At 72.2% G+C, this 24,496-nt stretch carries 22 protein-coding genes; 13 read left to right on the forward strand and 9 right to left on the reverse strand.

Annotation, left to right across the window (positions count from 1 at the left end):
• Positions 1–15 precede the first annotated feature (15 nt).
• From ACFW6B_RS31805 to ACFW6B_RS31825, 5 genes are all read left to right on the forward strand, one after another.
• On the forward strand, positions 16–1,362 hold the full coding sequence (locus tag ACFW6B_RS31805) for a sulfate adenylyltransferase subunit 1 (protein WP_386601608.1): 1,347 nt from the start codon (positions 16–18) through the stop codon (positions 1,360–1,362).
• Between the two features lie 102 nt (positions 1,363–1,464).
• Entirely contained in the window at positions 1,465–2,532 is a 1,068-nt protein-coding gene (locus ACFW6B_RS31810) for an ABC transporter substrate-binding protein (protein WP_386601610.1), read from the forward strand.
• A gap of 16 nt (positions 2,533–2,548) precedes the next feature.
• On the forward strand, positions 2,549–3,343 hold the full coding sequence (locus tag ACFW6B_RS31815) for an ABC transporter ATP-binding protein (RefSeq protein ID WP_386601473.1): 795 nt from the start codon (positions 2,549–2,551) through the stop codon (positions 3,341–3,343).
• On the forward strand, positions 3,330–4,217 hold the full coding sequence (locus ACFW6B_RS31820; protein WP_386601474.1) for an ABC transporter permease: 888 nt from the start codon (positions 3,330–3,332) through the stop codon (positions 4,215–4,217). Before ACFW6B_RS31815 ends, ACFW6B_RS31820 begins: the two co-directional genes overlap by 14 nt.
• 32 nt (positions 4,218–4,249) lie before the next feature.
• A complete protein-coding gene (locus ACFW6B_RS31825; protein ID WP_386601612.1) occupies positions 4,250–5,056 on the forward strand; it encodes a sirohydrochlorin chelatase in 807 nt (268 codons plus the stop codon).
• A gap of 11 nt (positions 5,057–5,067) precedes the next feature.
• On the opposite strand, the gene ACFW6B_RS31830 is transcribed toward ACFW6B_RS31825, so the two are convergent.
• Positions 5,068–5,880 carry a BTAD domain-containing putative transcriptional regulator gene (locus ACFW6B_RS31830; protein WP_386601476.1) on the reverse strand — a complete coding sequence of 271 codons (813 nt, stop codon included), beginning with the start codon at positions 5,878–5,880 and terminating at the stop codon, positions 5,068–5,070.
• A gap of 622 nt (positions 5,881–6,502) precedes the next feature.
• On the opposite strand from ACFW6B_RS31830, the gene ACFW6B_RS31835 reads away from it, so the two are divergent.
• Positions 6,503–7,879, forward strand: coding sequence for an FG-GAP-like repeat-containing protein (locus ACFW6B_RS31835; protein WP_386601478.1), 1,377 nt, complete (start codon positions 6,503–6,505; stop codon positions 7,877–7,879).
• 130 nt (positions 7,880–8,009) lie between these two features.
• Here the strand turns inward: ACFW6B_RS31835 and ACFW6B_RS31840 are convergent, their stop codons facing one another.
• The gene (locus ACFW6B_RS31840) at positions 8,010–9,182 is read right to left on the reverse strand and encodes an amidase domain-containing protein (RefSeq protein ID WP_386601481.1); all 1,173 of its coding nucleotides are present in this window, start codon (positions 9,180–9,182) and stop codon (positions 8,010–8,012) included.
• Between the two features lie 198 nt (positions 9,183–9,380).
• On the opposite strand from ACFW6B_RS31840, the gene ACFW6B_RS31845 reads away from it, so the two are divergent.
• The 3 genes from ACFW6B_RS31845 (at position 9,381) to ACFW6B_RS31855 (ending at position 11,917) form a co-directional block, all read left to right on the forward strand.
• Positions 9,381–10,337 (forward strand): GlxA family transcriptional regulator, encoded by a 957-nt coding sequence (locus tag ACFW6B_RS31845; RefSeq protein ID WP_386601483.1) that lies wholly within the window; start codon positions 9,381–9,383, stop codon positions 10,335–10,337.
• Between the two features lie 177 nt (positions 10,338–10,514).
• Positions 10,515–11,513, forward strand: coding sequence for a type I glyceraldehyde-3-phosphate dehydrogenase (gene gap, locus ACFW6B_RS31850; RefSeq protein ID WP_386601485.1), 999 nt, complete (start codon positions 10,515–10,517; stop codon positions 11,511–11,513).
• Between the two features lie 86 nt (positions 11,514–11,599).
• Complete coding sequence (locus tag ACFW6B_RS31855; protein ID WP_386601487.1) at positions 11,600–11,917, forward strand: antibiotic biosynthesis monooxygenase family protein; 318 nt, start codon at positions 11,600–11,602, stop codon at positions 11,915–11,917.
• A gap of 54 nt (positions 11,918–11,971) precedes the next feature.
• Here the strand turns inward: ACFW6B_RS31855 and ACFW6B_RS31860 are convergent, their stop codons facing one another.
• The 6 genes from ACFW6B_RS31860 to ACFW6B_RS31885 all read right to left on the reverse strand — a co-directional run bounded on the left by ACFW6B_RS31860 (position 11,972) and on the right by ACFW6B_RS31885 (position 18,301).
• Complete coding sequence (locus tag ACFW6B_RS31860; protein ID WP_386601614.1) at positions 11,972–13,153, reverse strand: hypothetical protein; 1,182 nt, start codon at positions 13,151–13,153, stop codon at positions 11,972–11,974.
• Between the two features lie 305 nt (positions 13,154–13,458).
• A complete protein-coding gene (locus tag ACFW6B_RS31865; protein ID WP_386601489.1) occupies positions 13,459–14,835 on the reverse strand; it encodes a glycosyltransferase in 1,377 nt (458 codons plus the stop codon).
• A 125-nt stretch (positions 14,836–14,960) separates the two neighbouring features.
• Positions 14,961–15,497, reverse strand: a complete 537-nt coding sequence (locus tag ACFW6B_RS31870) for a hypothetical protein (RefSeq protein WP_386601491.1) — start codon at positions 15,495–15,497, stop codon at positions 14,961–14,963.
• An 8-nt stretch (positions 15,498–15,505) separates the two neighbouring features.
• Positions 15,506–16,021: a SigE family RNA polymerase sigma factor gene (locus ACFW6B_RS31875; protein WP_386601493.1), complete on the reverse strand. Its 516-nt coding sequence runs from the start codon at positions 16,019–16,021 to the stop codon at positions 15,506–15,508.
• A 227-nt stretch (positions 16,022–16,248) separates the two neighbouring features.
• Positions 16,249–16,818, reverse strand: coding sequence for a hypothetical protein (locus ACFW6B_RS31880; RefSeq protein WP_386601494.1), 570 nt, complete (start codon positions 16,816–16,818; stop codon positions 16,249–16,251).
• Positions 16,819–16,963: 145 nt separating this feature from the next.
• The gene (locus ACFW6B_RS31885) at positions 16,964–18,301 is read right to left on the reverse strand and encodes a flavin-containing monooxygenase (protein WP_386601496.1); all 1,338 of its coding nucleotides are present in this window, start codon (positions 18,299–18,301) and stop codon (positions 16,964–16,966) included.
• Positions 18,302–18,566: 265 nt separating this feature from the next.
• On the opposite strand from ACFW6B_RS31885, the gene ACFW6B_RS31890 reads away from it, so the two are divergent.
• The 4 genes from ACFW6B_RS31890 to ACFW6B_RS31905 all read left to right on the forward strand — a co-directional run bounded on the left by ACFW6B_RS31890 (position 18,567) and on the right by ACFW6B_RS31905 (position 22,714).
• Positions 18,567–19,217, forward strand: coding sequence for a TetR/AcrR family transcriptional regulator (locus ACFW6B_RS31890; protein ID WP_386601498.1), 651 nt, complete (start codon positions 18,567–18,569; stop codon positions 19,215–19,217).
• Positions 19,217–20,929 (forward strand): FAD-dependent oxidoreductase, encoded by a 1,713-nt coding sequence (locus ACFW6B_RS31895; protein ID WP_386601500.1) that lies wholly within the window; start codon positions 19,217–19,219, stop codon positions 20,927–20,929. The genes ACFW6B_RS31890 and ACFW6B_RS31895 overlap by 1 nt, the downstream gene beginning before the upstream one ends.
• Positions 20,926–21,594 (forward strand): acetoacetate decarboxylase family protein, encoded by a 669-nt coding sequence (locus ACFW6B_RS31900; RefSeq protein ID WP_386601502.1) that lies wholly within the window; start codon positions 20,926–20,928, stop codon positions 21,592–21,594. Before ACFW6B_RS31895 ends, ACFW6B_RS31900 begins: the two co-directional genes overlap by 4 nt.
• Positions 21,595–21,787: 193 nt before the next feature.
• The gene (locus tag ACFW6B_RS31905) at positions 21,788–22,714 is read left to right on the forward strand and encodes an SGNH/GDSL hydrolase family protein (protein WP_386601504.1); all 927 of its coding nucleotides are present in this window, start codon (positions 21,788–21,790) and stop codon (positions 22,712–22,714) included.
• Positions 22,715–22,790: 76 nt separating this feature from the next.
• On the opposite strand, the gene ACFW6B_RS31910 is transcribed toward ACFW6B_RS31905, so the two are convergent.
• A complete protein-coding gene (locus ACFW6B_RS31910) occupies positions 22,791–24,215 on the reverse strand; it encodes a cellulose binding domain-containing protein (RefSeq protein ID WP_386601506.1) in 1,425 nt (474 codons plus the stop codon).
• Between the last annotated feature and the right edge of the window lie 281 nt (positions 24,216–24,496).

The raw sequence follows: 24,496 nt of genomic DNA on the forward strand, positions 1-24,496 counted from the left end.
GAACCCACCGAGCCCCTGTCGGTCGAACAGCTCTCGGCGACCACCCTGCTGCGCTTCGCGACCGCGGGCTCCGTCGACGACGGCAAGTCCACGCTGGTCGGGCGTCTGCTGCACGACTCGAAGTCGATCCTGACCGACCAGCTGGAGGCCGTCGAGCACGCCTCCCGCAACCGCGGCCAGGACACCCCCGACCTCGCGCTGCTCACCGACGGCCTGCGCGCCGAGCGCGAGCAGGGCATCACCATCGACGTCGCCTACCGCTACTTCGCCACCGCGCGCCGCCGTTTCATCCTCGCCGACACCCCCGGCCACGTGCAGTACACCCGCAACATGGTCACCGGCGCCTCCACCGCCGACCTCGCCGTCGTGCTCGTCGACGCCCGCAACGGCGTCATCGAGCAGACCCGCCGCCACGCCGCCGTCGCCGCGCTGCTGCGCGTCCCGCACGTCGTCCTCGCCGTCAACAAGATGGACCTCGTCGCGTACGAGGAGTCCGTCTTCGCCGCGATCGCCGAGGAGTTCACGGCGTACGCCTCCGAGCTGGGCGTCCCCAGCCGGGGGTCCGGGGGGCACCCCCGGGAGAACAGGTGTACCGCGATCCCGATCTCGGCGCTCGCCGGCGACAACGTCGTGGAGCCGTCCGCGAACATGGACTGGTACGGCGGCCCCACCGTCCTGGAACACCTGGAGACCGTCCGGGCCGACCATGTTCCGAGCCGCACCGCGCGGCTGCCGGTGCAGTACGTGATCCGCCCGCAGAGCACCGAACACCCCGACTACCGCGGCTACGCGGGCCAGATCGCCGCCGGTTCGCTCCGCGTCGGCCAGGAGATCACCGTCCTGCCGTCCGGGCGTACCTCGACGATCTCCGGCATCGACCTGCTGGGTCGACGGGTCCAGGCCGCCTGCGCCCCGCAGTCGGTGACCGTGCTGCTGAAGGACGACATCGACATCTCGCGCGGCGACCTGCTCGTGCCGAGCAAGGACGCGCCCGCGACCACGCAGGACGTCGAGGCCACCGTCTGCCACGTGGCCGACGAGGCGCTCACCGTCGGCCACCGGGTGCTGCTCAAGCACGGCACCCGCACGGTCAAGGCGATCGTCAAGGACATCCCCTCCCGCCTCACCCTGGACGACCTCTCGCTGCACCCGCACCCGGGCCGGCTGGTAGCCAACGACATCGGCCGCGTCAAGATCCGCATCGCCGAGCCGCTCCCGGTCGACTCCTACGCCGACTCCCGCCGCACCGGCGCCTTCATCCTCATCGACCCCGCCGACGGCACCACCCTGACTGCGGGCATGGCCGGGCCGGACTCCATCACGCACCCGCACCGCCCTTCGACGAGCTCGACCGGCATGTGAGGAAAGGGAGTCGACGTGCCAGTTCTTCTCGTCACCCGCTCCGCCCTACGACGCCTACGACGCCCACAAGCCCCACGACGCCCGCGGCGGCTCCCGGTCGTCGTGCTCTGCGCGCTCTTTGTGCTCGCCGCCACGGGCTGCGGCTACGGCTCCCAGGCCAAGGACACGGGCCGGCCGGCCGTCCTCGCCACCGGCGCGAAGACCGGCGGAGTGGACCAGGTGCGGATCGGATACTTCCCCAACATCACCCATGCCACCGCTCTGGTCGGCCTGCAAGAAGGCTTCTTCCAGAAGGAGTTGGGCGGGACGAAGATCCGGACCCAGGCGTTCAACGCGGGCCCGGCCGAGATCGAGGCGCTGAACGGGGGCGCGATCGACGTCGGCTGGATCGGCCCCTCGCCCGCTGTCAACGGCTACACGAAGTCCGACGGAAGCAATCTGCGCATCATCTCGGGCTCCGCCTCGGGCGGTGTCTCCCTGGTGGTGAACCCCCGGAAGATCGGCTCCCCGGCAGCGCTGAAGGGCAGGACGATCGCCTCGCCGCAGCTCGGCAACACCCAGGACGTCGCCCTCCTCGACTACCTCGCGCGACAGGGCCACGAGGTCGACGCCAGGAGCGGGCGGGGCGACGTGAAGGTCCAGCGCGTCGACAACAAGGAGATCCCCGCCCTCTTCGAGCGCGGAGACCTCGACGGGGCGTGGGTGCCCGAACCCACGGCGTCCCGGCTGGTCGTGGCCGGCGGCAAGGTCCTGGTGGACGAGAGGACCCTGTGGAAGGACGGGCGGTTCGTCATCACGAACATGATCGTGTCCCAGCGATTCCTGAAGAAGCACCCGGAGGTCGTCGAGGCCCTGCTGCGCGGCTCGGTGCGGACCAACGCCTGGATCAACGCCCATCCCCGGCGGGCGAAGACCGTCGTCGACCGGAAACTGAAGGCCGACTCCGGCACCCGGCTGCCGCCCCGGGTGCTGGACCTGGCCTTCGCCCACGTCCGGATCCTCGACGACCCGCTCGCCGCGACCCTGCGCGAGGAAGCGGCCCACGCGGTCGCCGCCGGTCTGCTCCAGGACCCGCTGCTCGACCGCATCTACGACCTCCGGCCCCTCAACAAGGTCCTCCACGCCGCGGGAAGACCCGCGGTCGACGACGCCGGCCTCGGCGCCGACTGACCGGAAGGCGACAGCCATGGACACCCACCTCGTCCGACGGCCCCCCGAGTCCGCCCGCGACGCGACACCGCCGGCCGCGCGCCTCGCCCATGTGTCGAAGTCGTTCGGCCGGCAGACGGGCCGGCCCGTGCTGGACGACATCACCCTCGACGTGGCGGCCGGCGAGTTCGTCACCCTGCTGGGCGCCTCCGGGTGCGGCAAGTCGACGCTCCTCAACCTCGTCGCGGGGCTCGACCAGCCGACCCTCGGGACGATCGACGTGCCCGGCGGACGTCCGGCCCTGATGTTCCAGGAACACGCCCTCTTCCCCTGGCTGACCGCGGGCGGGAACGTCGAACTGGCTCTGCGCATGCGGGGGACGGCCAGGGCGGAGCGCCGCCCCGAGGCGGAGCGGCTGCTCGAACTCGTCCGGCTGAAGGGCGCGTACGGCAAGCGGGTGCACGAGCTGTCCGGCGGTATGCGCCAGCGCGTGGCGATGGCCAGGGCGCTCGCCCAGGACAGCCGGCTGCTGCTGATGGACGAGCCGTTCGCGGCGCTGGACGCCATCACCCGGGACGTGCTGCACGACGAACTGACCCGGATCTGGCGCGAGACCGGCCTGTCCGTCCTCTTCGTCACCCACAACGTCCGCGAGGCCGTACGGCTCGCGCAGCGCGTGGTCCTCCTCACCTCCCGCCCCGGGCGCGTCGCCCGCGAATGGACGGTGGACATCCCGCAGCCGCGCCGCATCGAGGACGCCGCGGTCGCCGAACTCTCCGTGGAGATCACCGAGGAACTGCGAGGGGAGATCCGCCGCCATGGCAGGCAGTGACACCGAGGACGCGGGCGATCTGGCCGGGCTCGAAGCGGGACTCGACGCGCTGGAGAGACCGGCCGCCACCGCCCGGGCGCCGTTCGCGGGCAGGATCCTGGCCACCGTACTGCCACCGCTGTGCACCGTCGTCCTGGTCGTCGGCGCGTGGCAGCTCGCCGCGGCCATGGACCTGAAGCCCGATCACGTACTGCCCGGACCCCTCGACGTGGCCCGGTCCATCCGGCGGATGTGGCTGGAGGGCACCCTCTTCGGCTATGTGTGGACCAGCGTCTCCCGCGGCGCGTTCGGCTTCTGCGTGTCGATCCTCATCGGGACGCCACTGGGCCTCGCGGTCGCACGGATCGGACCGGTCCGCGCGGCGATCGGGCCGCTCCTGTCCGGACTGCAGTCACTGCCGTCGGTGGCCTGGGTGCCGGCCGCGATGATCTGGTTCGGGCTCACCGACGCGACCGTGTACGCGGTCGTCCTGCTCGGCGCGGTGCCCTCCATCGCCAACGGGCTGGTCGCGGGCATCGACCAGACCCCGCCGCTGTACCTGCGCGCGGGCCGGGTCATCGGTGCCACCGGACCGGCCTCGGTCCGCCACGTACTGCTGCCCGCCGCGCTCCCCGGCTTCCTCGCCGGCCTCAAACAGGGCTGGGCGTTCGCCTGGCGCTCCTTGATGGCCGCCGAACTCATCGCCAGCTCACCCGATCTCGGCACCGGACTCGGCCAGTTGCTGGACAACTTCCGCACCTACAGCGACATGCCGGGAGTGCTCGCCACGATCATCCTCATCCTGCTCGTCGGCATCGGCATCGACGTGCTGGTCTTCTCCCCGCTGGAGCGGCACGTCCTGCGCAGCCGCGGCCTGGCCGAGCGGGCGGGGTGAGACCTGTGCCGTCCGTGCCACCGGTGCCACTCGTGCCGCCCGTGCTGCTCGCCGTCGCGCACGGCAGCCGCGATCCCCGGCACGCCCGGACGCTGCGCGCCCTTCTCCGGCGGGTGCGGGCCCGGCGGCCGGAACTGCGGGTGGAGATAGGGTTCCTGGACTTCGACCTCCCCTCCGTACCCCGGGTGCTGGCGGAACTGGCGGCTGAGGTACGGCGTGCGGGGCCCCGGCCGGGGGAGGCGGCCCGCGAGGTCGTCGCCGTGCCGCTGCTGCTGAGCCGCGCCGTGCACGCCAGGGCGGACATCCCGGCGCTGCTGCACCGGGCGCCGCCGGAGCTGCGCGTCGAGCGGGCCGGCGTCCTCGGACCCGCGCCGCTCCTGACACGGGCCCTCGAACGCCGGCTGTACGACGCCGGGCTGGTGCCCGGCGACATGTCCTCGACCGGGGTGGTGCTGGCCTCGGCGGGGACCTCCGATCCGGAGGCGAACGCGGTGATCGCAGAAATCGCGCGGGAGTGGCGGCACACCGGCTGGTGCGCCGTGCGGCCCGCGTTCGCCTCCTTGCCCGCCGACCAGGCGCCGTCCTGCGGCGGGTCCCGCCCCGCCGTATCCGGTACGGCGTGGGCGGTTCGCCGACTGCGCGCCTCGGGCTGTGCCCGGGTGGCCGTCGCCCCGTACGTCCTCGCTCCAGGATTCCTGGCCGACCGCGTCGCGCGGGGTGCCGCACACGCGGACGTCGTCGCGCCGGTTCTCGGCGATGCCCCGGAGGTGGCGGACGTCGTGCTCCAGCGTTTCGACCGTGCCCGCTCACGGCTGCGCGCCACGGCGACCGTGCCGTGACGCGGCGTGGCTCACATACCCATCCGGCCGCCGTGTCCCACGGGTTCGCGGAGCATCTCGGCGTCGTGGTTGAGGATGGCCTTCTCGTACCGGCGCAGCGCGGGTGTCGGGTCGACGCCCAGGTCGTCGACCAGGGTGCGCCGGCACTTCCGGTAGACGTCGAGCGCGTCGCGCTGGCGCCCGCAGCGGTAGAGCGCCCCCATGAGGAGCATGCAGAGCTTCTCGTTCGTGGGGTTCTGCTCGTACGCCTCCGCGAGTTCCGGAAGGATCCGGTCGGGCGGGCCGGTCGTCAGCTCCAGCTCGAAGAGCAGGGTGAGCGCCGCGTTCCTAGCCTCCGCGTACCGGGCCGCGACGGCCTGGCACAGCGGTCCGACGCGCAGACCACCGAACACCGGGCCGCTCCAGAAGGACAGTGCCCTGCGCAGTTCACGGATGTCCTGGGCCGGACCGGCCGACGACCCGTCGTCCGCGACGGCGCGCCGGACACGGTCGACGGTGTCCATGAACACGTGCGCGTCGAGTTCCTGCCTGCCGACCGAGAACAGATAGCCCGAAGGCGTCGTGATCACCCGGGATCCCGGCCGTTCGGGTTCGAGGAGCGCCAGACTCCTGCGGACCCGGCTCACCTGTGCCTGGAGCGCGTTCTGCACCTTGGACGGCGGCTCACCGCCCCACAGTTCGAGAATGAGCGAGTCGACGGTGACGAGTCCTCCTCGCGAGACGAGAAGCGCCGCGAGCAGTGATTGCTGCATGGTGCCGGCGAGCCGGAACACCCGGTCGCGGGCACGTACTTCGACGTGGCCTAGCACGGAGAAGAACAACACGGAATGCCCCTCGCCACGAAAAAGCCTGTGCCTGCGGCCTGCCCGCAGACCGACGGACGGACATACCTGTTTTCGCTGTCCGGTAATTCTCCCGAAATGGAATGCGCCGGACGAGGCCCGGCGATTTTGAGCGCTGCTGACACGATTCCCCCGTTTGAGCAGTGACGTTCGATTGCCACGGCAAGGGGCCGGATCGACCCGGATTGCGAGACGTGCAGATCAATCGACCTCTAACCGAACTTCAGAACGATGATATTTAGCCACTGTTTAGCGCGTCAACGGAGCAGGCGAACTTGGCGAGTTATGGCACCCCGCGTCCTCGGATTGTGAGGGTCGGCGCGTTCCCGCGCGTATTGAAGCCGCAGGATTCTTCTTCCCCGGGGCGCGGACCGGCACGTGGGAGCGCTCCATTTCCCGCCCCGGGCGGGACCGGTCCGGCGCTGCCGCCCGCCGCGGCGCCGCGTGCCTCCGTACGGCCGCGCCAGGGTGAATCCGAGGTGAAGGGGCGGAGTGCAACCATCGGTGCCGTACGCGGGTCTTGTCGTGCGCCGGGCGTCGGGAGGCCGACGCACGATCACGCCTCAGGGGGTCTGCCTTGTCCTCGCGAAAGCTCCGACTGCCCGTGGCCGCAGCGGCGGCCGTCGTCCTGTCAGCCACGGGCGCGGCTCCCGCAGTGGCCTCCCCGGGGAACGCCACCGCGGGTGCCCGCGCCGCCGCCGCGCCGGGGTCGGCGCGGGCCGACTTCGACGGTGACGGATATCCCGACGTGGCGATCGGCGCCCCGGGCGGCACCGTCAACGGCCGCTCCGGCGCCGGGTACTTCAGCGTCGTCTACGGCATGGGCAACGGCCCGGACGGGGTCAAGCGCCAGGTGATCAGCCAGGACCGCTACGGAATCCCCGGCACGGCGGAGGCGGGTGACCGCTTCGGCAGCGACCTCACCGCGGCGGACCTCGACGGTGACGGCTGCACCGACCTCGTGGTCGGCTCTCCCGGCGAGGACGTCGGCAGCGCCCGTGACGTGGGACGGCAGACCGTGCTGTGGGGAAGCGTGGGAGGGCTCGTCGACGCCGCCGTCGTCGGCGAGGGCAGGGCGGCGACCCGCGCGGGCGACTTCGACGGTGACGGCCACCTCGACCTCGCGACGGCGTACGAGACGCGGTACGGCCCCATCGGCCGCAGCGGCGTCCCGGCCCGCACCGGCCCGCTCGTCGACGCGGACGTCCGCGTCCACGCGATGGCGGCGGGCGACGTGGACGGCGACGGCAGGACCGACCTCGTCGTCAGCAGCGGTTCGTGGGACTCGGACGGCGGGACCGTCCCGCCGCCCCGCCTGCAACTGCTGCGGGGCACCAGGAACGGTTTCGCGGAGGGCCCGTTCATAGCCGCCGCCGACACCGTGTCCGCGGACAGCGTCGCCCTCGCGGACGTCGACCACGACGGCCGCCTCGACGTCGTCTTCGGCCGCAGCACCGCCCCGGGCGGCGGACTCGTGGGCACGGTACGGGGCGTGCCCGGCGGATTCGCGGAGCGGGCCACCCTCATCGGCCAGAACACCCCGGGCGTCCCGGGGACGGGGGAGAGCGGCGACCGCTTCGGCACCGACGTCTCCGTCGGGGACGTCACCGGTGACGGATACGCGGACGTCGTCGCCGGGATGCCCGGCGAGGACCACGCCGGACGGACCGACGCCGGCACCTTCGCCGTCCTGCGCGGAAGCCGGACGGGCCTGTCCGGCGGCGCGGTCCAGGTCTTCGGCCAGAACACGGCCGGGGTGCCCGGCACGGCCGAGAACGGCGACGCGTTCGGCGGCGGCACCGCCGTCGTCGGCGGGTACGTCGTCGTGTCGGCGCCGAAGGAGAACAGCGGTTCCGGAGGCGTCTGGGTCTTCCCGGGCACCGCCTCGGGCATCACCGCGGCCGGATCGGTGAGTTACGGACCGCACGCGCTCGCCGCGCCCGAGACGGGCGCCCGACTGGGGTCCGCCTTCCAGCGCTGAGCCCCCGCCACGGGCTTCGCCCCGGTCAGGGCCGCGGCACGGCGGTCCTCGTCCCGAGCGGCGCCCGAACGACGCGAAGGGCGGGAGCCCGGCACGTGGTGCCGGACTCCCGCCCCGGGAACGCCACCGATCAGGTGCGGAAGGCGTAGTACGCGGCGTTCGGGTACGACGCGATGATGCTCGCCAACGACCGGTTGTAGGTGTTGGTCGAGTGGTACGACAGGTACGGCACGCCCTGCGGGCTGCGGTACGTGACGATCATCGTGTGGTCCTTGGACCCGTCCTTGTTGAAGTCCATCTGGACGACATCGCCGATGTCGGCCTGGTAGACGTTCGCGAGGCTGGTGACCCGCTTCGAGGACAGGGCGAACCACGAGAACTCGTTGACACCGATGAACGAGTCCGACTGGATCTCGGCGTTGCCGAACCACTTGTTGAAGTCGTACACGTAACCGGGAACGTGCTTCCAGCCGCCCGCCTTCAGGGACTGGCTGACGAAGTTCGTGCAGTCTCCGCCCGCGCCCTCCCCGTTGAAGTTCGGGTACGCCGGGTTGTAGTTCTTCCAGTACTTCGCGGCGTACGCGGCCATCGCCTTGTAGTCGTAGCCGGTGGCCGAGAAGTTCTTCGGCTTGGCCGGCGCCGGCCTCGTGGTGGCGGCACGGGGCGCCGAGGGCGGCGTGGTGCTGCCGGTCATCGGCGTGGCGACGAACGTCGTGGCCTCGACCTGGTTGACCGCGACCCCGTCGTCCGTGTCCTGCACACCAGTGAGCTGCCAGTCGCCCTTGCGGTCGGCCTTGAACGTCAGCGTGTGGTGCGCCTCGAAGCCCGTGGTCTTCGGCTCGGTGCCCGTGGCCTCGTCGTAGGCCAGCGTCGTCGCCTCGGTGACGTCGACGGTGGCGTTACGGCCCTTCACCCGCGTACGGTCCAGCGTCACCTTGGTGGTGGCCGAACTGTACTCCTCGCCGAGCTCCGCCAGACGGGCCTTGCGGCTCTCCAGCTTCGCCAGCGCGGACTTCTCGGCACGCGACTGGGCCGAGGACAGGCGTACGTCACCGGCGAACCGCGACGTCTTCTGCTTCGTTCCGTCAGCACCCACCAGGGCGTCGGTACGGTCGGTGAAGACCGCGTCCGCCAGCCGCTGGAAGGTCGCCTTCGTGGCCGCGTCCACCTTGGGGTCGGCGGAGACACCCGCCGCGCCCGCGGACCAGTTGGGCAGCAGGGCTGCGCCGGCGACGACCGAGGCCGCCGCCGCGGTGACTATGGTCGCGCGTTGCCGCTTACGGCTCAGTTTCCTTGATTTCAATGGGGATCCCCTCTACACCGGTATTCGATACCGGAGCCGCATCCTCGCACGACGTGTGTGGCTCCTGTGAAGGGGGTTACCCCGTCAGATTCCGGGGTAGGAACGGCGACTGCGGGAACGCGCGTGGGCGACGGGCGCGAACGGGACGTGCGGGACGCCGGACGGGTGTGATCCGTCCGCTCGCGTACCCTTTTCACCGTGCCGACGACCCCCCTGCGCCGTGTCGCCGTTCTCGTGCTCGAAGGCGCCAAACCGCTCGATGTCGGTATTGCCGCACAGGTGTTCACGACCCGGGCGAGCATGCCGTACGAGGTGAGGGTGTGCGGCGCGGAGCCCGGCCTCGTGACCGGCGGTGACGGCCTGTCGTACCACGTGGCCCACGGCCTCGAGCAACTCTCCTGGGCCGAACTCGTCTTCGTCCCCGGCTACCGCTCCCCGGACCGCGAGGACCCCCCGCCCGCCGTCGTCGACGCGCTGATCGACGCCCACGAGCGCGGAGCCCGCCTCGCCGCCATCTCGACGGGCGCGTTCGCGCTCGCCGCCACGGGGCTGCTCGACGGCAGGCGCGCCACGACGCACTGGCACTACACACGGGCGCTCGCGGCGAAGCACCCGCTCGTCAACGTCGACGAGAACGTCCTGTTCGTCGACGAGGGGAGTGTGCTCACGTCGGCCGGCGCCGCCTCCGGCATCGACCTGTGCCTCCACATCCTGCGCGGCGACCTCGGAGTGGCCGCCTCCAACCACGCGGCCCGCCGCCTGGTCGCCGCCCCCTACCGCAGCGGCGGCCAGGCGCAGTACGTCCCGCGCAGCGTCCCCGAACCGCTGGGCGAACGGTTCGCCGCCACCCGCGAATGGGCCCTGCACCGGCTCGACGAACCCCTCTCCCTGGAGGCGCTCGCCCAGCACGCGGCCGTGTCGCCGCGCACCTTCTCGCGGCGCTTCGCGGAGGACACGGGGTACACGCCGATGCAATGGGTCATGCGCGCCCGCATCGACATGGCGCGCGAACTCCTGGAGCGCTCGCAGTGGAGCGTCGAGCAGATCGCCGCCGGAGTGGGCCTCGGTACCGGCGCCAACCTGCGACTGCACTTCCACCGCATCCTCGGCACCTCCCCGAGCGAGTACCGGCGCACCTTCACCCGGGGCGAATAGCCCGCGGCCCGGCGCACGGCCCGCCGCGGACCGCCCGCGGCCCGGCGCACGGCCCGCGGCCCGCCGCGGACCGCCCGCGACCCGGCTGGCGCGATCCTTGCGGACCATGGCGATCTCGCCGCTGTCACCGGCCGCCCCGGCGCGCGAGTCTTGAAGGGAGCCGAAGGGACACCAATCATGACTCGTATCGCCATCAATGGATTTGGCCGCATCGGACGCAACGTGCTGCGCGCCCTGCTCGAACGCGACACGGACCTGGAAGTCGTCGCGGTGAACGACCTGACCGAGCCCGCCGCCCTCGCGCGGCTGCTCGCCTACGACTCGACGTCCGGCCGCCTGGGCCGCCCCGTGACCGTCGACGGCGACACCCTCGTCGTGGACGGCAGGCGCATCAAGGTGCTGGCCGAGCGCGAACCGGGCCAACTGCCCTGGGCCGAGCTCTCCGTCGACGTCGTCCTGGAGGCCACCGGCCGTTTCACCTCGGCCAAGGCGGCCGGGGCGCACCTCGACGCCGGTGCGCGGAAGGTGCTCGTCGGCGCGCCTTCGGACGGCGCCGACGTCACGCTGGCGTTCGGCGTCAACAACGACGCCTACGACCCGGCCGCGCACACGATCGTCTCGAACGCGTCGTGCACGACCAACGCGCTGGCCCCGCTGGCCGCGGTGCTCGACGACCTCGCCGGCATCGAGCACGGCTTCATGACGACGGTGCACGCCTATACCCAGGAGCAGAACCTCCAGGACGGCCCGCACCGTGACGCCCGGCGGGCCCGTGCCGCCGCCGTCAACATCGTGCCGACCACGACCGGTGCCGCCAAGGCGATCGGCCTGGTGCTGCCGAACCTCGAGGGCAAGCTGTCGGGCGACTCGATCCGGGTACCGATCCCGGTGGGTTCGATCGTCGAACTCAACACCACCGTGGCCCGCGACGTGACGCGCGACGAGGTCCTCGCGGCCTACCGCGCCGCGGCCGAGGGTCCGCTCGCGGGTGTTCTCGAGTACTCGGAGGACGCGCTCGTCTCGTCCGACATCACGGGCAACCCGGCCTCGTCGATCTTCGACTCGGCCCTGACACGCGTCGACGGCCGCCACGTCAAGGTGGTCGCCTGGTACGACAACGAGTGGGGCTTCTCCAACCGGGTCATCGACACGCTCCAGCTCCTCACCGCCGGCTGACGCGGCCCGTGGCGACGGGGCCGTCCGACCACGGCGTCGGGCGGCCCCTGAGCCGTCCGCCGGCCACGGTGCGGCAGGATGGGGGCATGAGCGTAGTCAAGATCAATGTCCTGACCGTCCCGGCCGAGCAGCGGGAGACCCTCGAGAAGCGCTTCGCCTCGCGTGCCGGTGCCGTGGAGAGTTCCGACGGCTTCGAGTGGTTCGAGCTCCTCCGCCCCGTGGAGGGCACCGACGACTATCTGGTGTACACGCGCTGGCGCGACGAGGAGTCGTTCCAGGCGTGGATGGAGGGCCCGATGAAGTCGGCCCACCAGGGCGGCGGCGACCGCCCGAAGCCCGCTGCCAGCGGGTCCTCGGTCTGGTCGTTCGAGGTCGTGCAGCAGGCGGCGCCCAAGCAGGCGTGACCCGTCACCGGGGCGTGCCCCCGCACCGCGGACCAGGTGCGGGGGCACGCCCCGTCACGGAATCCCCACCTCGAACAGGACGTATCCGGCGTAGGAGCCGGAGGCGAGCGCCGCGGTCGTGAGGACCGTGCACAGGACCGGGGTGCTGAGCCGGCGCATGGCGGTGGCACAGGGGATGAGGAGCGGGAAGGCCGGGAGCAGGTAGCGCGACACGTTGCCGAAGATCTGCTGGCTGCCCAGGATGAGCGCCATGGTCAGGAGCGTGCTGACGGTCAGTACGAGCGGCGGGCGCAGCCTGATCAGCAGGGGCACGCTGATCAGGGCCAGCAGGACGGTGCCGGCGGCGATGACGTCTTCGTGCGGGTAGGCGAAGAGGTAGTCGTAGTGGCCGACCATGAGGGACGTGAGCACCTTGACGGTGTGCCGGCCGTAGTCGAACGAGTGGGCCCAGGCCTTGTCCTGCAGCGTGAAGTACCCGCCGTAGTCGCCCATGCGGTGTCCCACCCAGCCGAGGTAGCCGGCCAGGCCGACGGGGGCGATCACGACGGCCGTCACCGGGCGCAGGACCGCGCCCCGGTACAGGGCCCCGTCCGGGGCGGGAGGGTCCCCCCAGCGGCGCACCGCGCGCCGGTGCCGGACCACTTCCACGAGCGCCGCGAGGGCGAGGGCCGCGATCAGCGCGGTGGCCGTCGGCCGGGTGAGGCCCGCTGCGCAGGTCAGGAGACCCGCGGTGAGCCAGTGCCGGCGCATGACGGCGTAACAGGTCCAGGCGGCGAGGGCGGTGTAGAGGGATTCCGAGTAGCCCGCCCACTCCACGCCGGAGCCGGGCCACACGGCCCACAGCCCGGCGGCGGCCAGTCCGGCGCGCCGGCCGCTGACGCGGGCGGTCACGGCGTGGATGCCCGAGGCGGCCACGAACGAGGCGGTGACGGAGACCACCAGGCCCGCTCCGAGCAGGCCGAGCCCGGTGCAGGAGGAGACCAGGCGCATCAGGGCGGGGTACAGCGGGAAGAACGCGGCGGAGTTGCCCTCCAGGGTGATCAGGCCGGTGGCGCCGCGCACCGGCACGAGGGCGGGGTGGTAGCCGTGCGCGGCGATCTGCTGGTACCACCAGCCGTCCCAGGTGGCCAGGACGTCCCAGACGTGGGCGCCGCCCCCGAAGCGGGGGTTCTTCTTGCGGAAGTCGCCGGAGGAGTCCAGCAGGTACATGAAGACGCAGAAGCCGACGAGCTTCATCGTGCCGTACAGGGCGAGGACCGGGCCGTACCGCCTCGCCGCCAGGCGCAGCCGTGGCCGCCAGGCGTGACCGCCGCGCGGGCGCGTGCCGTGCACGCCGGTCCTGTCCTCGCCGGTGCCGTCCGCGCTGGTCGTGCCCGTGCCCGTGCCCGTGCCGTCCCCGCCGGTGCCGTCCGCGCCCGCGCCGTCCGCGTCCGTACCGTCCGGGTTCCTGGCGTCCGGTCGTACGACCGGGGGCCAGCGGACTTCTGTCCGGGGCTCGGCGCTGCTCTCGTGGGGCGGAGTGGCCGTGCGTCCTCGCTCGTTCATCGTGGACCGCTTTCCGTGCCCTCGCGCCGGGCGGCGGTGGTGAACACCCAGGTGCGCAGGAGAAGGAAGCGCAGCAGTGTCGCCGCCAGGTTGGCGATGACGAGCACCGTGATCTCGGCGGCGCGTCCCGGCGCGCGCGTCCCGTGGTGCAGCGCGGCCAGCGAGCCGCTGGTGAGCGCGAGTCCGAGCCCGAACACGGCCAGCCCCCTGGCCTGGTGGCGCAGTACGCCGCCCCGCCCGCGCAGTCCGAAGGTGAGCCGCCGGTTGGCGGCCGTGTTGGCGACGGCGCAGACCAACAGCGCCCAGGCGTTGGCGGCCTGAGGCCCCGTCACCGGGCGCAGGGCCGCGTACAGGAGGACGTACCCGATCGTGCTGACCGCGCCCACGGCGCCGAACCGCAGCAACTGTGCCGTCAGGGAGGCCGGAGGCGTGTTCCCGAGGGCGCGTCCGAGCCGTGCCGTCGGCAGTGTGCCGCGGGCCAGCGCGCGGCCGACCCTGGCGATGCCGCGCAGGTCGGCGACGGCGGTGGAGAGCAGGTCGACCCGGCTGTCGGGGTCGTCCACCCAGTCGACCGGTACTTCGTGGATGCGCAGTCCGGCGCGTTCGGCGATCACCAGCAGCTCCGTGTCGAAGAACCAGCCCGAGTCCTCCACCAGCGGCAGCAGACGTGTCGCGACGTCGCGGCGGACGGCCTTGAAGCCGCACTGCGCGTCGGAGAAGCCGACGGCGAGCGTGGACCGCAGCAGGACGTTGTAGCAGCGGGAGATGATCTCGCGCCGGGGGCCTCGGGTCACCCGGGAACCGCGGGCCAGCCGGGTGCCGATCGCGATGTCGGAGTGCCCGGATATCAGCGGCGCGACCAGCGGCAGGAGCGCGTTCAGCTCGGTGGACAGGTCGACGTCCAGGTACGCGAGCACCGGCGCCTTCGAGCCCGACCACGCGGTGCGCAGGGCCCGGCCGCGTCCCTTCTCGTCGAGCCGTATCCACGTCGCCTCGGGCAGCTCGGCGGCCAGCCGGGCGGCGATCCGCGGGGTGGCGTCGGTGCTCGCGTTGTCGGCGACCGTGATGCGGAACGGGTACGGGAACGTCTCGCGCAGATGGGCGTGCAGGCGGCGCACGCTCGGTTCCAGGTCCGTCTCCTCGTTGAACACGGGGACGACCACGTCCAGAACGGGCTCGGTGTGGTCCGCCGGCAGCGGAAGCCGGACGGGGAGGTCACCGAGGCGTCCGGAGCCGCCGGGGTGCGCGGAGCCGCCGAAGTGTCCGGAGCCGCCGGGGCGTTCGGGGTCACCGGGGTGCCCGGAGTCCCCGAAGCGTCCGGAGTCCGCGAAGCCCTCGAGGTCCGCGGAGGCGGACCGCAATGCCTTCGTCATGGTGTGTCCTGTTCTGTGCGCTGTCGCGGGGCAGACCGAAGACGCTCACGGTCCGATCGCGCTGACGGAGTGGGGATGTGGGGGTTGTGCGGACGGCGGACGAGGTCCGCGGAGGCCGGTCCGGGCTACTCGGTGCCGGCCTCGGCCGACGAGGAAGGTCCGGGACCCGACGGGGGCGGCGAGGACGTGGGTGTCTCGCTCGGCGTCGCCGGTTCGGTCGCGGGCGCGCTGGTCGTCGCCGTGTTCGTGTTCGTGTTCGTGGGTTCGGAGGTCGCCGGGTCCGAACTCCTTGTCGTCGTGGGCGTGTCGGGGGGACCGGAGGTCGCGGTGGTGCTCTCGGCCGTGCCGCCGGTGGCCGACTCGGTGGGCGTCCCGCTCGAGGACGGGGTCGGTGACGGGGTGACGTACGGGGAGACGGGGGTGTCCGTGGGGCGGGGTACGGGGCCCAGGGGGCGGTCGCGGTCAGGGGCGTGCGGCAGCAGGAACAGGCCAAAACTGATCCCGGCGGCGGCCAGGACGCAGCTCACGGCTTTCTGCGCCGCGCGGATGCGGCGGCGGACGCGGACGCCGTCACGGAGGCTGTTCTGCTGTGCGGGCTCGAAGGGGGTGTGTTCCTGGGAGTCGCGCATCATCCGCGCCAACTCCCGCTCGAAGTGGTCCATTCTTCCCTTCACCCCACCGGCTCGATGACATCCGCCAGGATCTGGCGCAGCCGCGCCACACCGCGTGACGCGTGGGAACGGGCGGTGCCCAGCGGGCAGCCCAGGACCTCCGCGACCTGTTTCTCGGGCAGGTCCTGGTAGTAGCGCAGCACCACGGCCGCCCTCTGCCGGGGCGGCAGTTGGGCGAGGGCCGCCTCGAGCCGCGACCGTTCCACCACGGCCGCGGACTCGTCGCCCGTGTGCGCGAGATCGGGCAGTGTCTCCACGGGGCGTTCGCCCCACCACCGCCGTCGTGCGGAGCGCGCGGCGGCGCGGGCCATGACCTTCCGTACGTACGCCTCGGGTGCCTCGTCGGCCACCTTGGGCCAGGCGAACCACAGTTTGACCAAGGCCTCCTGGAGCAGGTCCTCGGCGCGGTGCCGGTCACCCGCGCAGAGCAGGCGGGCGAGGTGGAACAATGCCGACCAACGGGCCGCGACGAACCCGTCGAAGCCGTCGGTCCCCTCGGCTCTTGCCTGTCCCATCCACACCGTCCCCGCACTTGCCGGCTCGTACACCTGGAGAAAGACGCTGGCGGGTGCCTCGCTATGCACTCACGTCACGTGATGTGGGTCACGTGTGGCGAGGCCGGGGCCGGGTGGGTGCCAGGACGGGTCCTGTCCTGGCCGTCGGTGCGGGGGCGGACCGGTGCGGGGGAGTCACCGGCCGCGGAGTACGGCGGGCGCCCGTGCCGCGTGCGGGTGCGGCGGGGTCACCGGCCGCCGAAGACGCCCCGCGATCCGGTTCTGGCCTCGTGCCGCAGCTTCTGCGGTACCCACCGCCACAGCGCCCTCTCGCACCGGCTGTGGCAGAGACTGACGTCGATGTTGTAGCTGAAGCCGGGCAGGCCGGGACGCAGCGGTTCCCTGGTGCGGACGAACCGTTTCATCCAGGGGGCCGTGTTCTCGTCGCCGTCGAGCGGGCACAGTTCGAGCGTCTTGACGTCCTGATGGTTGAAGAAGCTGTGGTCCCGGTGGATGGTGACACCGGCCAGTGAACGCCAGGGGATCATCCGGGCGTCCTTGCCGCGCAGCCACCAGAAGCCGTCGACGTCGAAGGCCATGGCGTCGTCGCGCTGCCGCCACGCGGACCGCGTCCACCACGCGTACGCCAGGACCGGCAGCACGAAGAACACGCCGATGACCGCGCCGTCGGCGAGGGCGAGGAATCCGGGCACGCTGATCGCGAACAGCCCCAGGGCGCCCGGCAGATGGGCCAGCAACCGCCGTCGGCCCCACCGTATGACGTGGGCGTTGTCGTTCGGGCCTCTGCCGGATTCCATGGTCACGGACCCTATCCGGCGGACGATGCCCGCACCAGGCTCCCGACGGCCCTGTGCCGAAAGGCCGTCGGGCGGGGGCCGTTGGACGGGGACGGTCGGCCGGGGGCGGTCGGCCGGTGGGCGTCGGCGGTCCCGGGCGGAGCCGTCAGCGGCCGGCGGCGCCCTTCCGGGCCCGGGCCGCGCCCCTGCGCCGCTCCGCCCGCAGTTCACGGAGATAGGCCTGCGCGTCCACCTGGATGGTGTGCCGGGTGGAGGCGACGTAGCGGCGCGCCAGTCCCGCGCGGTACGCCTCGGTCTCCCGGCGCATCCGCTCGGGTCCGGGCAGCGCGCACCGGCCCTCCAGGAGATCGGCGACCCAGTGCGACTGCGCCTCCGCGAGCGGCATGATCGCGCCGAGGGGCTGGACCAGTCCGATGAAGTACAGGCCGGGGCGGTCCGGCGCGACCACCCGGCGGTAGAGCCCGATGTCGTTGCCGGACGGATCGATCACCTCGGCGTCGAGGAACGGGAAGGCGATGTCGTACCCCGTGCAGTAGACGATCGCGTCGACCGCCTCCGTGCTCCCGTCCTCGAACGTCACCCGGTCGCCCTCCAGCCGTACGGGAGCGGGCTTCACGGCGAGGTCGCCGTGGCCGAGGCGCGAGAGCAGGTCGTCGGAGATGGTGGGGTGGGCCGCGAGCACCCCGTGCCGGGGCGTCGGCAGCCCGTAGTCCTTCAGGCGGCCCCGGCTGAGCCGCAGCAGCAGCCGCAGGCCCCGTTCCTGCACCGGCAGCGGGGCCCTCTCCAGCCAGGAGCCGGTGAGGTGGTCGGTGGGCACCCCGAAGAGGTACTTGGGCAGGATGTGCGCGCCGCGGCGCATGGCGAGGACCGTGCGCCGGGACACCCGCGAGGTCTCCACCGCTATGTCGCAGGCCGAGTTGCCGATGCCGAGGACGAGGACGCGCTTGTCGGCGAAGGGCTCCGGTGTCCGGTAGTCGTGCGAGTGCGTCTGGGTGCCGGTGAACTCCTCGGCTCCCGGAAGCGACGGCAGGGGCCAACGGGCCTTCCAGTGGTGGCCGTTGGCGACCAGGACGGAACCGTAGAGCCGTTCCGCCGTCTCGCCCGAGTCGAGGTGGCGGGTCGTGACGCGCCACGTGCCGCCGGGCACGGGTTCGACGCGCACCACCTCGGTGCGGAAGGCGATCGACGGCCGCAGCCCGAAGTGGTCCACGAAGCTGTCGAAGTACCGGGCGATGTGGAAGTGGCTGGGGTAGACCGGGCAGTCCCGCGGCATGGGGAAGCTCGCGTACTCCATGATCTGGCGCGAGGTGTTGATGTGCAGCGAGCGGTAGGCCGACGACATCCCGTTGTCGTTCAGATAGCGCCAGTTGCCGCCGACCTCGGATCCGGTCTCGTAGCAGTCGTACGCGATCCCGCGCGCCGCCAGCACCTGGCAGGCGGCGATCCCGGACGAGCCCGCCCCGATCACACACACCCTCTCCACACCCGCCCCTTCCTGCGGCCGTGACGGTGACCACGATGGTGACCACCCGGTCACATGACCGGGTGGTCACAGGCTGCTGTGCGCCGACCGCCGTGTCAATGACCGTGACGCGACCGGGAGTCGGAGCCCATGGTGACCCAACGGTGTTGTCCCCCGGGCTCGTTCACCGCCGGTCGTTTCGGCCGGACGCGTTGACAGGGCGCGTCCGCCGCGCCGACGATGACCGGGCGGTCACATGACCGCCCGGTCACACGCAGGAGCACGCATGCCCACTCCCACCTGGACCCGCCTGTCACCGGCGCGCCGCGAACGGGTCCTGGTCGCCGCGATGGACGAGTTCGGCACCCACGGCTACTCCACCGGAAGCCTCAACGTCATCGCCCGCGAGGCCGGTGTGGCCAAGGGCTCGCTGTTCCAGTACTTCGAGGGCAAGCTCGACCTGTTCGCCTACGTGGCCGAGCAGACCTCCCTGCGCATCCACGCCGCCATGCGACCCTGGCTCGACGGGTACGACGGCTCCACGGAGTTCTCCCGTCATCTCACCGACGCCCTGGAAGCGTGGTTCGACTACTTCGCCGGCCATCCGCTGGAACGCGGGGTCACCGCGGCCACCAACATGGAGCTCGACCCCGCCGTCCGCAACGCCGTGCGCGCTCCGGTGCAGGACATCTACCTCGCCGGTCTGCGCCCCCTGGTCGAGCGGGCGGTCGAGACCGGCGACCTGCGCGAAGGCGCCGACGTCGACGCCCTGCTGTCCCTGCTGCTCGTCCTGCTGCCGCACCTCGCGCTCGCGGCCCACACCCCCGGCCTCGAAGGACCGGTACGCCTCGCGGGCGAACACCCCGAGGTCCGCCGGGCGAACATCGCCCGTCTGATCGGCCCGGTCCTCGCCGACTTCGTACCGAAGGGGCCCTGATGGACACACCCGACTACGACGTACTCGTCATCGGCTCCGGATTCGGCGGCAGCGTCACCGCCCTGCGCCTCACCGAGAAGGGGTACCGGGTCGGGGTCCTGGAGGCGGGCCGCCGCTTCGCCGACGCCGACTTCCCCCGGACCTCCTGGCACGTGCGCGACTACCTCTTCGCCCCCCGCCTCGGCTGCACGGGCATCCTGCGCATGACACTGCTCGGCGACGTCCTCGTCCTGACCGGCGCGGGCGTCGGCGGCGGCTCCCTCGGCTACGCCAACACGCTCTACGAGCCGCCCGCGGCCTTCTTCCAGGGCTCGCCGTGGGCCGGCATCACCGACTGGCGCGGCGAACTCGCGCCCTACTACGCCCAGGCCCGCCGCATGCTCGGCGTCACCCCCAACCCCCTGCTCACCGACGCCGACCGGCTTTTGCGGGACACCGCGGACGACCTCGGCCGCGCGGACACCTTCAAGGCCGTGCCGGTCGGTGTGCACTTCGGGCCGCCGGACGCGGCACCCGGCGCCCGCGTCGCGGACCCCTACTTCGGCGGGGCGGGGCCGGACCGCGACGCCTGCCTGCACTGCGGCGCCTGCATGACGGGCTGCCGGCACAACGCGAAGAACACCCTGCCCAAGAACTATCTGGGCCTGGCCGAACGTGCCGGCGCCGAGGTGCTGGCCCTGCGCACGGTCACGGACGTCACCCGGGACGGCGAGGGCTGGGCCGTCACCTCGGTACGCACCGGCGCGGGCCCGCGGCGCGGCAGGCGGACCCTGACCGCCCGGCACGTCGTCTTCGCGGCGGGCGCCCTCGGCACGCAACGGCTGCTGCACCGGCTGCGGGAGAGCGGCTCCCTGCCACAGGTGTCGCCCCGCCTCGGCCGGCTGACCCGCACCAACTCCGAGGCGATCCTCGGCGTCAGGGCCAGGGACAAGGCCACCGACTTCAGCCGCGGCGTCGCCATCACCTCCTCCGTCCACCTCGACGAGGACACCCACGTCGAAGCGGTCCGCTACGGCCGCGGGAGCAACCTGCTCGGACTGCTCGGCGCGCTGCTCGTCGACCCCGTCCGCGGCCGGTCCCGGCTGCTCACCGGTCTGGTGGCGATGGCGCGCAACCTGCGCGACCTGCCGAGCCTGCACAACCCGCGCCGCTGGTCCCAGCAGACCGTCGTCCTGCTGGTCATGCAGTCCCTCGACAACTCCGTGACGACGTACCTCCGCCGCACCCTCACCGGGCGCCGGCGGCTGACCAGCCGCCCCGGCGAGGGCACCCCCAACCCGGCCTGGATACCCGCCGGACACCGGGCGGCCCGCCGGGCCGCCGAGCGCATCGGGGGCCATGCCTGCGGCACCTGGGCCGATCTGTTCGACATCCCCACCACCGGACACCTCATCGGCGGGTGCACCGTCGGCGAGAGCCCGCAGACCGGTGTCGTCGACCCGTACCACCGGCTGCACGGACATCCGGGCCTGCACGTCGTCGACGGCTCCACGATCTCGGCGAACCTCGGGGTGAACCCCTCCCTCACCATCACCGCCCTCGCCGAGCGGGCCGTCGCCCTGTGGCCCAACCAGGGGGACGAGGACCCCCGGCCCGAACCCGGCCTGCCCTACCGCCACGTGCGGCCGGTGCCGCCGAGGCACCCCGCCGTGCCCGCGGGCGCACCGGCGGCACTGCGGCTGGAACCCCCCACCGGAAAGGACACCCCGTGACGCGCTACCCCGAGGAACCCTGGCACCTGGCCGGGCAGATGTACCTGTCGCTGTGGCTGGTCCCGGCCCGCGAACTGCCCCGGGTGGCGGACGGCACCCGGCCCCTCACCGTCGCGGGACGCGGCGCGGTCGGCGCCGCCTGGGTCGTCTACGAGAACGACAGCGTCCTGCACTACAACGAACTGCTCCGTGCCGTGCTCGTACGGGACGGACGCCGTCCGCGCGTCTGCATCACCGACATCTGGGTGGACAGCGCCGCATCGATGACGGGCGGCCGCGAACTGTGGGGAATCCCCAAGGAGATGGCGGACTTCGACATCGACCGGACCACCGGTTCCGGCGCGGGCCCGGTGACGGACGAGGGCGTCCGGGCCACCGCCGAGACGGACGAGGGCGTCCTTGCCACCGCGTCCTTCGGCACCGGCCGCCGGGTGCCGGGCCGCTGGCCCCTCACCTACCGCGTCACGCAGACCCTCGACGGCGCGCTGAAGACCAGCCCCGTCCGCTCGCGCTCCACCCTGCGGACGGCACGGGCCCGCTGGACCGCCCGCGAGGACGGCCCCCTGGGGGACCTGGGCCGCCGCCCGCCCCTGCTCAGCCTGGCCCTGAACGACTTCACCATCCGGTTCGGCGACACCGCTTCCCGCACCGTCCGACCGGCCTGAGCCCGCGACGGACGAGAATTGGACAAGTGGAGGGCGATCAAACCCTGTTCCGGCGGCCTACCGGCCGGTATACAGACCGGGTTGGGTCTGCCGGGCAGGAGCCGTCCGGCCTGCCGCGGCGCCGTGACCTCCGTGCGCCGCGGGACGCCGGTACCCGGTCGGCGGGCTGTCATGGCCTCAGGGGAGGGACACGATGAACGATCACACGCGTCCGGAAAACGCCGTTCCCGGGCGGCGGGGCGCACTGGCGCTGGGAGCGGCGCTGAGCAGTTGCGCGCTCGTCGCGGGCGTCGCCGCGGCAGCCCCCGCCGAGGCGGGTGAGGGGCACGCGGGACGTGGCGTGGACTACGTCGCGCTCGGCGACTCGTACACGTCCGGGCCGCTGATTCCCCAGCAGGTCGACGCGAACTGCGCCCGGTCCGACCACAATTACCCCTCGATCACCGCGGCCGCCCGCAAGGTCGCCAGGTTCACGGACGTCAGCTGCTCCGGCGCGAAGACCGACGAGATGTGGAAGGCGCAGGGGACCAACGGACCCCAGCTGGATGCGGTGAAGCGCGACACCGACCTGGTGACCCTGCAGATCGGCGGCAACGACATGGGCTTCGGCCCGATCATCTCCACCTGCGCCGCGCTCGGTCCGAAGGACCTCGCGGGCAACCCCTGCCAGCAGTACTACGGTGCCGCGGGCTACGACCAGCTCACCGTGAACATCCTCCAGACGGCTCCCAAGGTGGCCCGGGTGCTGCGCGAGGTGCACGCCAGGGCCCCGCACGCCCGCGTGGTCGTCGTCGGATACCCCGACCTCCTGCCCGACGACGGAAGCGGCTGCTACCCGACCGTCCCGTTCGCCGCGAAGGACTTCCCCTACCTGCGGGACACCGGCAAGCGGCTCAACCTGATGCTGCGCACGGTGGCGTACCTGAACCGGGCCGAGTACGTGGACACGTACGGGCCGACCGTGGGCCACGACATGTGCAAGGCACCCGCCGACCGCTGGATCGAGCCGCTGCGCCCGGCCTCGCCCGCGGCTCCGGCCCACCCCAACGCCAAGGGCCAGGAGGCCATGGCCCGCGCGGTACTGGCCGCGCTGGGCCGCGGAACGGGCCACCACCACTGACCCGTTCCGGCCGGTACCCGGGTCCCCGTCGGCGAGCGCCCGCGCGTTCGCCGACGGGCCGGTGCGTCCCGGTGCGTCAGGGAGCCGGCACCTCGTCCACGAACGCGGTGCCGGCGCCGCGGTAGGCGGCCACCTTCGAGGCGACCTGGGCCGGGGTGAGGACCTGGTCCTTGACGTGCAGGACGTAGTCGACCTGTTGGTCGTACGCGCGCGCCCCGGTCGAGGTCTGTCCGGCGAGGTCGATCAGCCACTGGTTGAAGTTGATCGACATCGGCCGCTCGGGCAGGTACTGGGCGTCGTGCGTGCCGAACAGCTGTCCGTCGACGTAGTACTTGATGCTGCCGCTGTCGATGGTGAGGACCAGGTCGTGCCAGCCGGCGTAGCTCTGGCGTGCCTCGGTGTGCTGGTTGACGGCCTGCCAGGGGTCGGGGTTGTAGGTCTCCCAGGAGGTCGTGTACAGGATGTTGCCGGGCTCGCCCCAGCCGCCGTTGGGCAGGTACTCGAAGTCGTACTCGGCGTAGTCGTCGGCCATCGGCGCCTTGAGGTCGTTGATGGTGAAGAACGTCTGCACCAGGTGGTCGCCGTCGGGGCCGGACTTCGGGGCGTCGGAGAATTTCACCCGGGCCGCGTACGTGCCGTTCTTGAACTTCACGCTCTTGGTGAGGACTTCGGTCTGCCGGGTCGACCCGGCCGTGCCCGCCGTCGAGGTCTCCAGGTTCATGACCTTGTTGCCTGACACGGTGGGGAAGGTGACCTTGGACGGGTCCCAGGTCGCGCCGGGGACCCCGGGACCGCCGGAGTTGGAGCGGACGTTCCAGCCGTGCGCGGAGATCGCGGGGTCGGTGTACGACGAGTAGCTGAAGTCGTCGAACAGCGTCTGACCGCCGCCGGGCGGGTCGGTCGGGTCGGTCGGATCCGTCGGGTCGTCGCCCTCGGGTGCCGTGCCCCAGACGGTGGTTCCGGCGAGCTGGGCGGTGACCTTGTTCCAGTCCGCGTACGAGGTCTGCGCCGCGTTGAAGGAGTAGTCGTCCGACTGCCTCACCGGCTGCCAGCTGGACTGGTGGAAGCGCAGCTGCATGTCGCCGGTGTCGGCGCCCGGTGCCAGCGATCCGGCCGTGGAGGTGAAGCCGACCTCCAGGTACCGGTCCGCGGTCGCGGTGGGGTGGGCCAGGGTGCCGAACGTGCCGGTGACGTTCGCGCATCCCTTGACGGCCCAGGAACACGCGAAGCGATACGTGGCGCTCGCCGAGTCCGCCTTGAAGTAGTAGCGGATCCTCACCTGGCTCAACTGCACGGACGCGGAGCCGGTGTTGCGCACCTTGAACCAGGGCTCGCTCTGGTCGGCGGTGGCACCGCTCGCGCTGGTGCGGTACTGGACGGCGAGGCCCCCGGCCGCGGCGGCCGGGGCGGACATCGGAACGGCCACCAGGGCGGTGCCGCCCAGGAGCGCCGACAGGGCGAGGGCCACGCGGCGACGGCCTGCGGGCGGGCGGTTTCTCATGTGGGTTCCTTCCGGTGGGCTCCCGCCGGGCGCGGGAGGTGGGGGTTCTCAGGAACGCGGGGAGACATGCCGTACTTGACCAGTTGGCCCACTGGTTTTACCAGTTGACGTCGCCTGAAAAGTGGCATAGACCAATGCGCTCGTCAACCCCTCTGTACTCAAAGGGAGTTGGCCGAAGGTCGTGTCATGCGTCACCGTCGGGCCCCGACGGGCCGGAAGCGGTACCCGGGAGCGGCGGACCAGTTAGGGTCGGAGGCCATACCAGTTGGCCGGCAACGACG

It is taken from the genome of Streptomyces sp. NPDC058751 (assembly GCF_042746485.1).
Taxonomy (GTDB): domain Bacteria; phylum Actinomycetota; class Actinomycetes; order Streptomycetales; family Streptomycetaceae; genus Streptomyces.

Coding starts and splice junctions, on each gene's coding strand:
- ACFW6B_RS31815 (WP_386601473.1), top strand. CDS start 2,549: ATGGACACCCACCTCGTCCGACGGCCCCCCGAGTCCGCCCGCGACGCG.
- ACFW6B_RS31820 (WP_386601474.1), top strand. CDS start 3,330: ATGGCAGGCAGTGACACCGAGGACGCGGGCGATCTGGCCGGGCTCGAA.
- gap (WP_386601485.1), top strand. CDS start 10,515: ATGACTCGTATCGCCATCAATGGATTTGGCCGCATCGGACGCAACGTG.
- ACFW6B_RS31855 (WP_386601487.1), top strand. CDS start 11,600: ATGAGCGTAGTCAAGATCAATGTCCTGACCGTCCCGGCCGAGCAGCGG.
- ACFW6B_RS31860 (WP_386601614.1), bottom strand. CDS start 13,153: ATGAAGCTCGTCGGCTTCTGCGTCTTCATGTACCTGCTGGACTCCTCC.
- ACFW6B_RS31865 (WP_386601489.1), bottom strand. CDS start 14,835: ATGACGAAGGCATTGCGGTCCGCCTCCGCGGACCTCGAGGGCTTCGCG.
- ACFW6B_RS31870 (WP_386601491.1), bottom strand. CDS start 15,497: ATGGACCACTTCGAGCGGGAGTTGGCGCGGATGATGCGCGACTCCCAG.
- ACFW6B_RS31875 (WP_386601493.1), bottom strand. CDS start 16,021: ATGGGACAGGCAAGAGCCGAGGGGACCGACGGCTTCGACGGGTTCGTC.
- ACFW6B_RS31880 (WP_386601494.1), bottom strand. CDS start 16,818: ATGGAATCCGGCAGAGGCCCGAACGACAACGCCCACGTCATACGGTGG.
- ACFW6B_RS31890 (WP_386601498.1), top strand. CDS start 18,567: ATGCCCACTCCCACCTGGACCCGCCTGTCACCGGCGCGCCGCGAACGG.
- ACFW6B_RS31895 (WP_386601500.1), top strand. CDS start 19,217: ATGGACACACCCGACTACGACGTACTCGTCATCGGCTCCGGATTCGGC.
- ACFW6B_RS31905 (WP_386601504.1), top strand. CDS start 21,788: ATGAACGATCACACGCGTCCGGAAAACGCCGTTCCCGGGCGGCGGGGC.
- ACFW6B_RS31910 (WP_386601506.1), bottom strand. CDS start 24,215: ATGAGAAACCGCCCGCCCGCAGGCCGTCGCCGCGTGGCCCTCGCCCTG.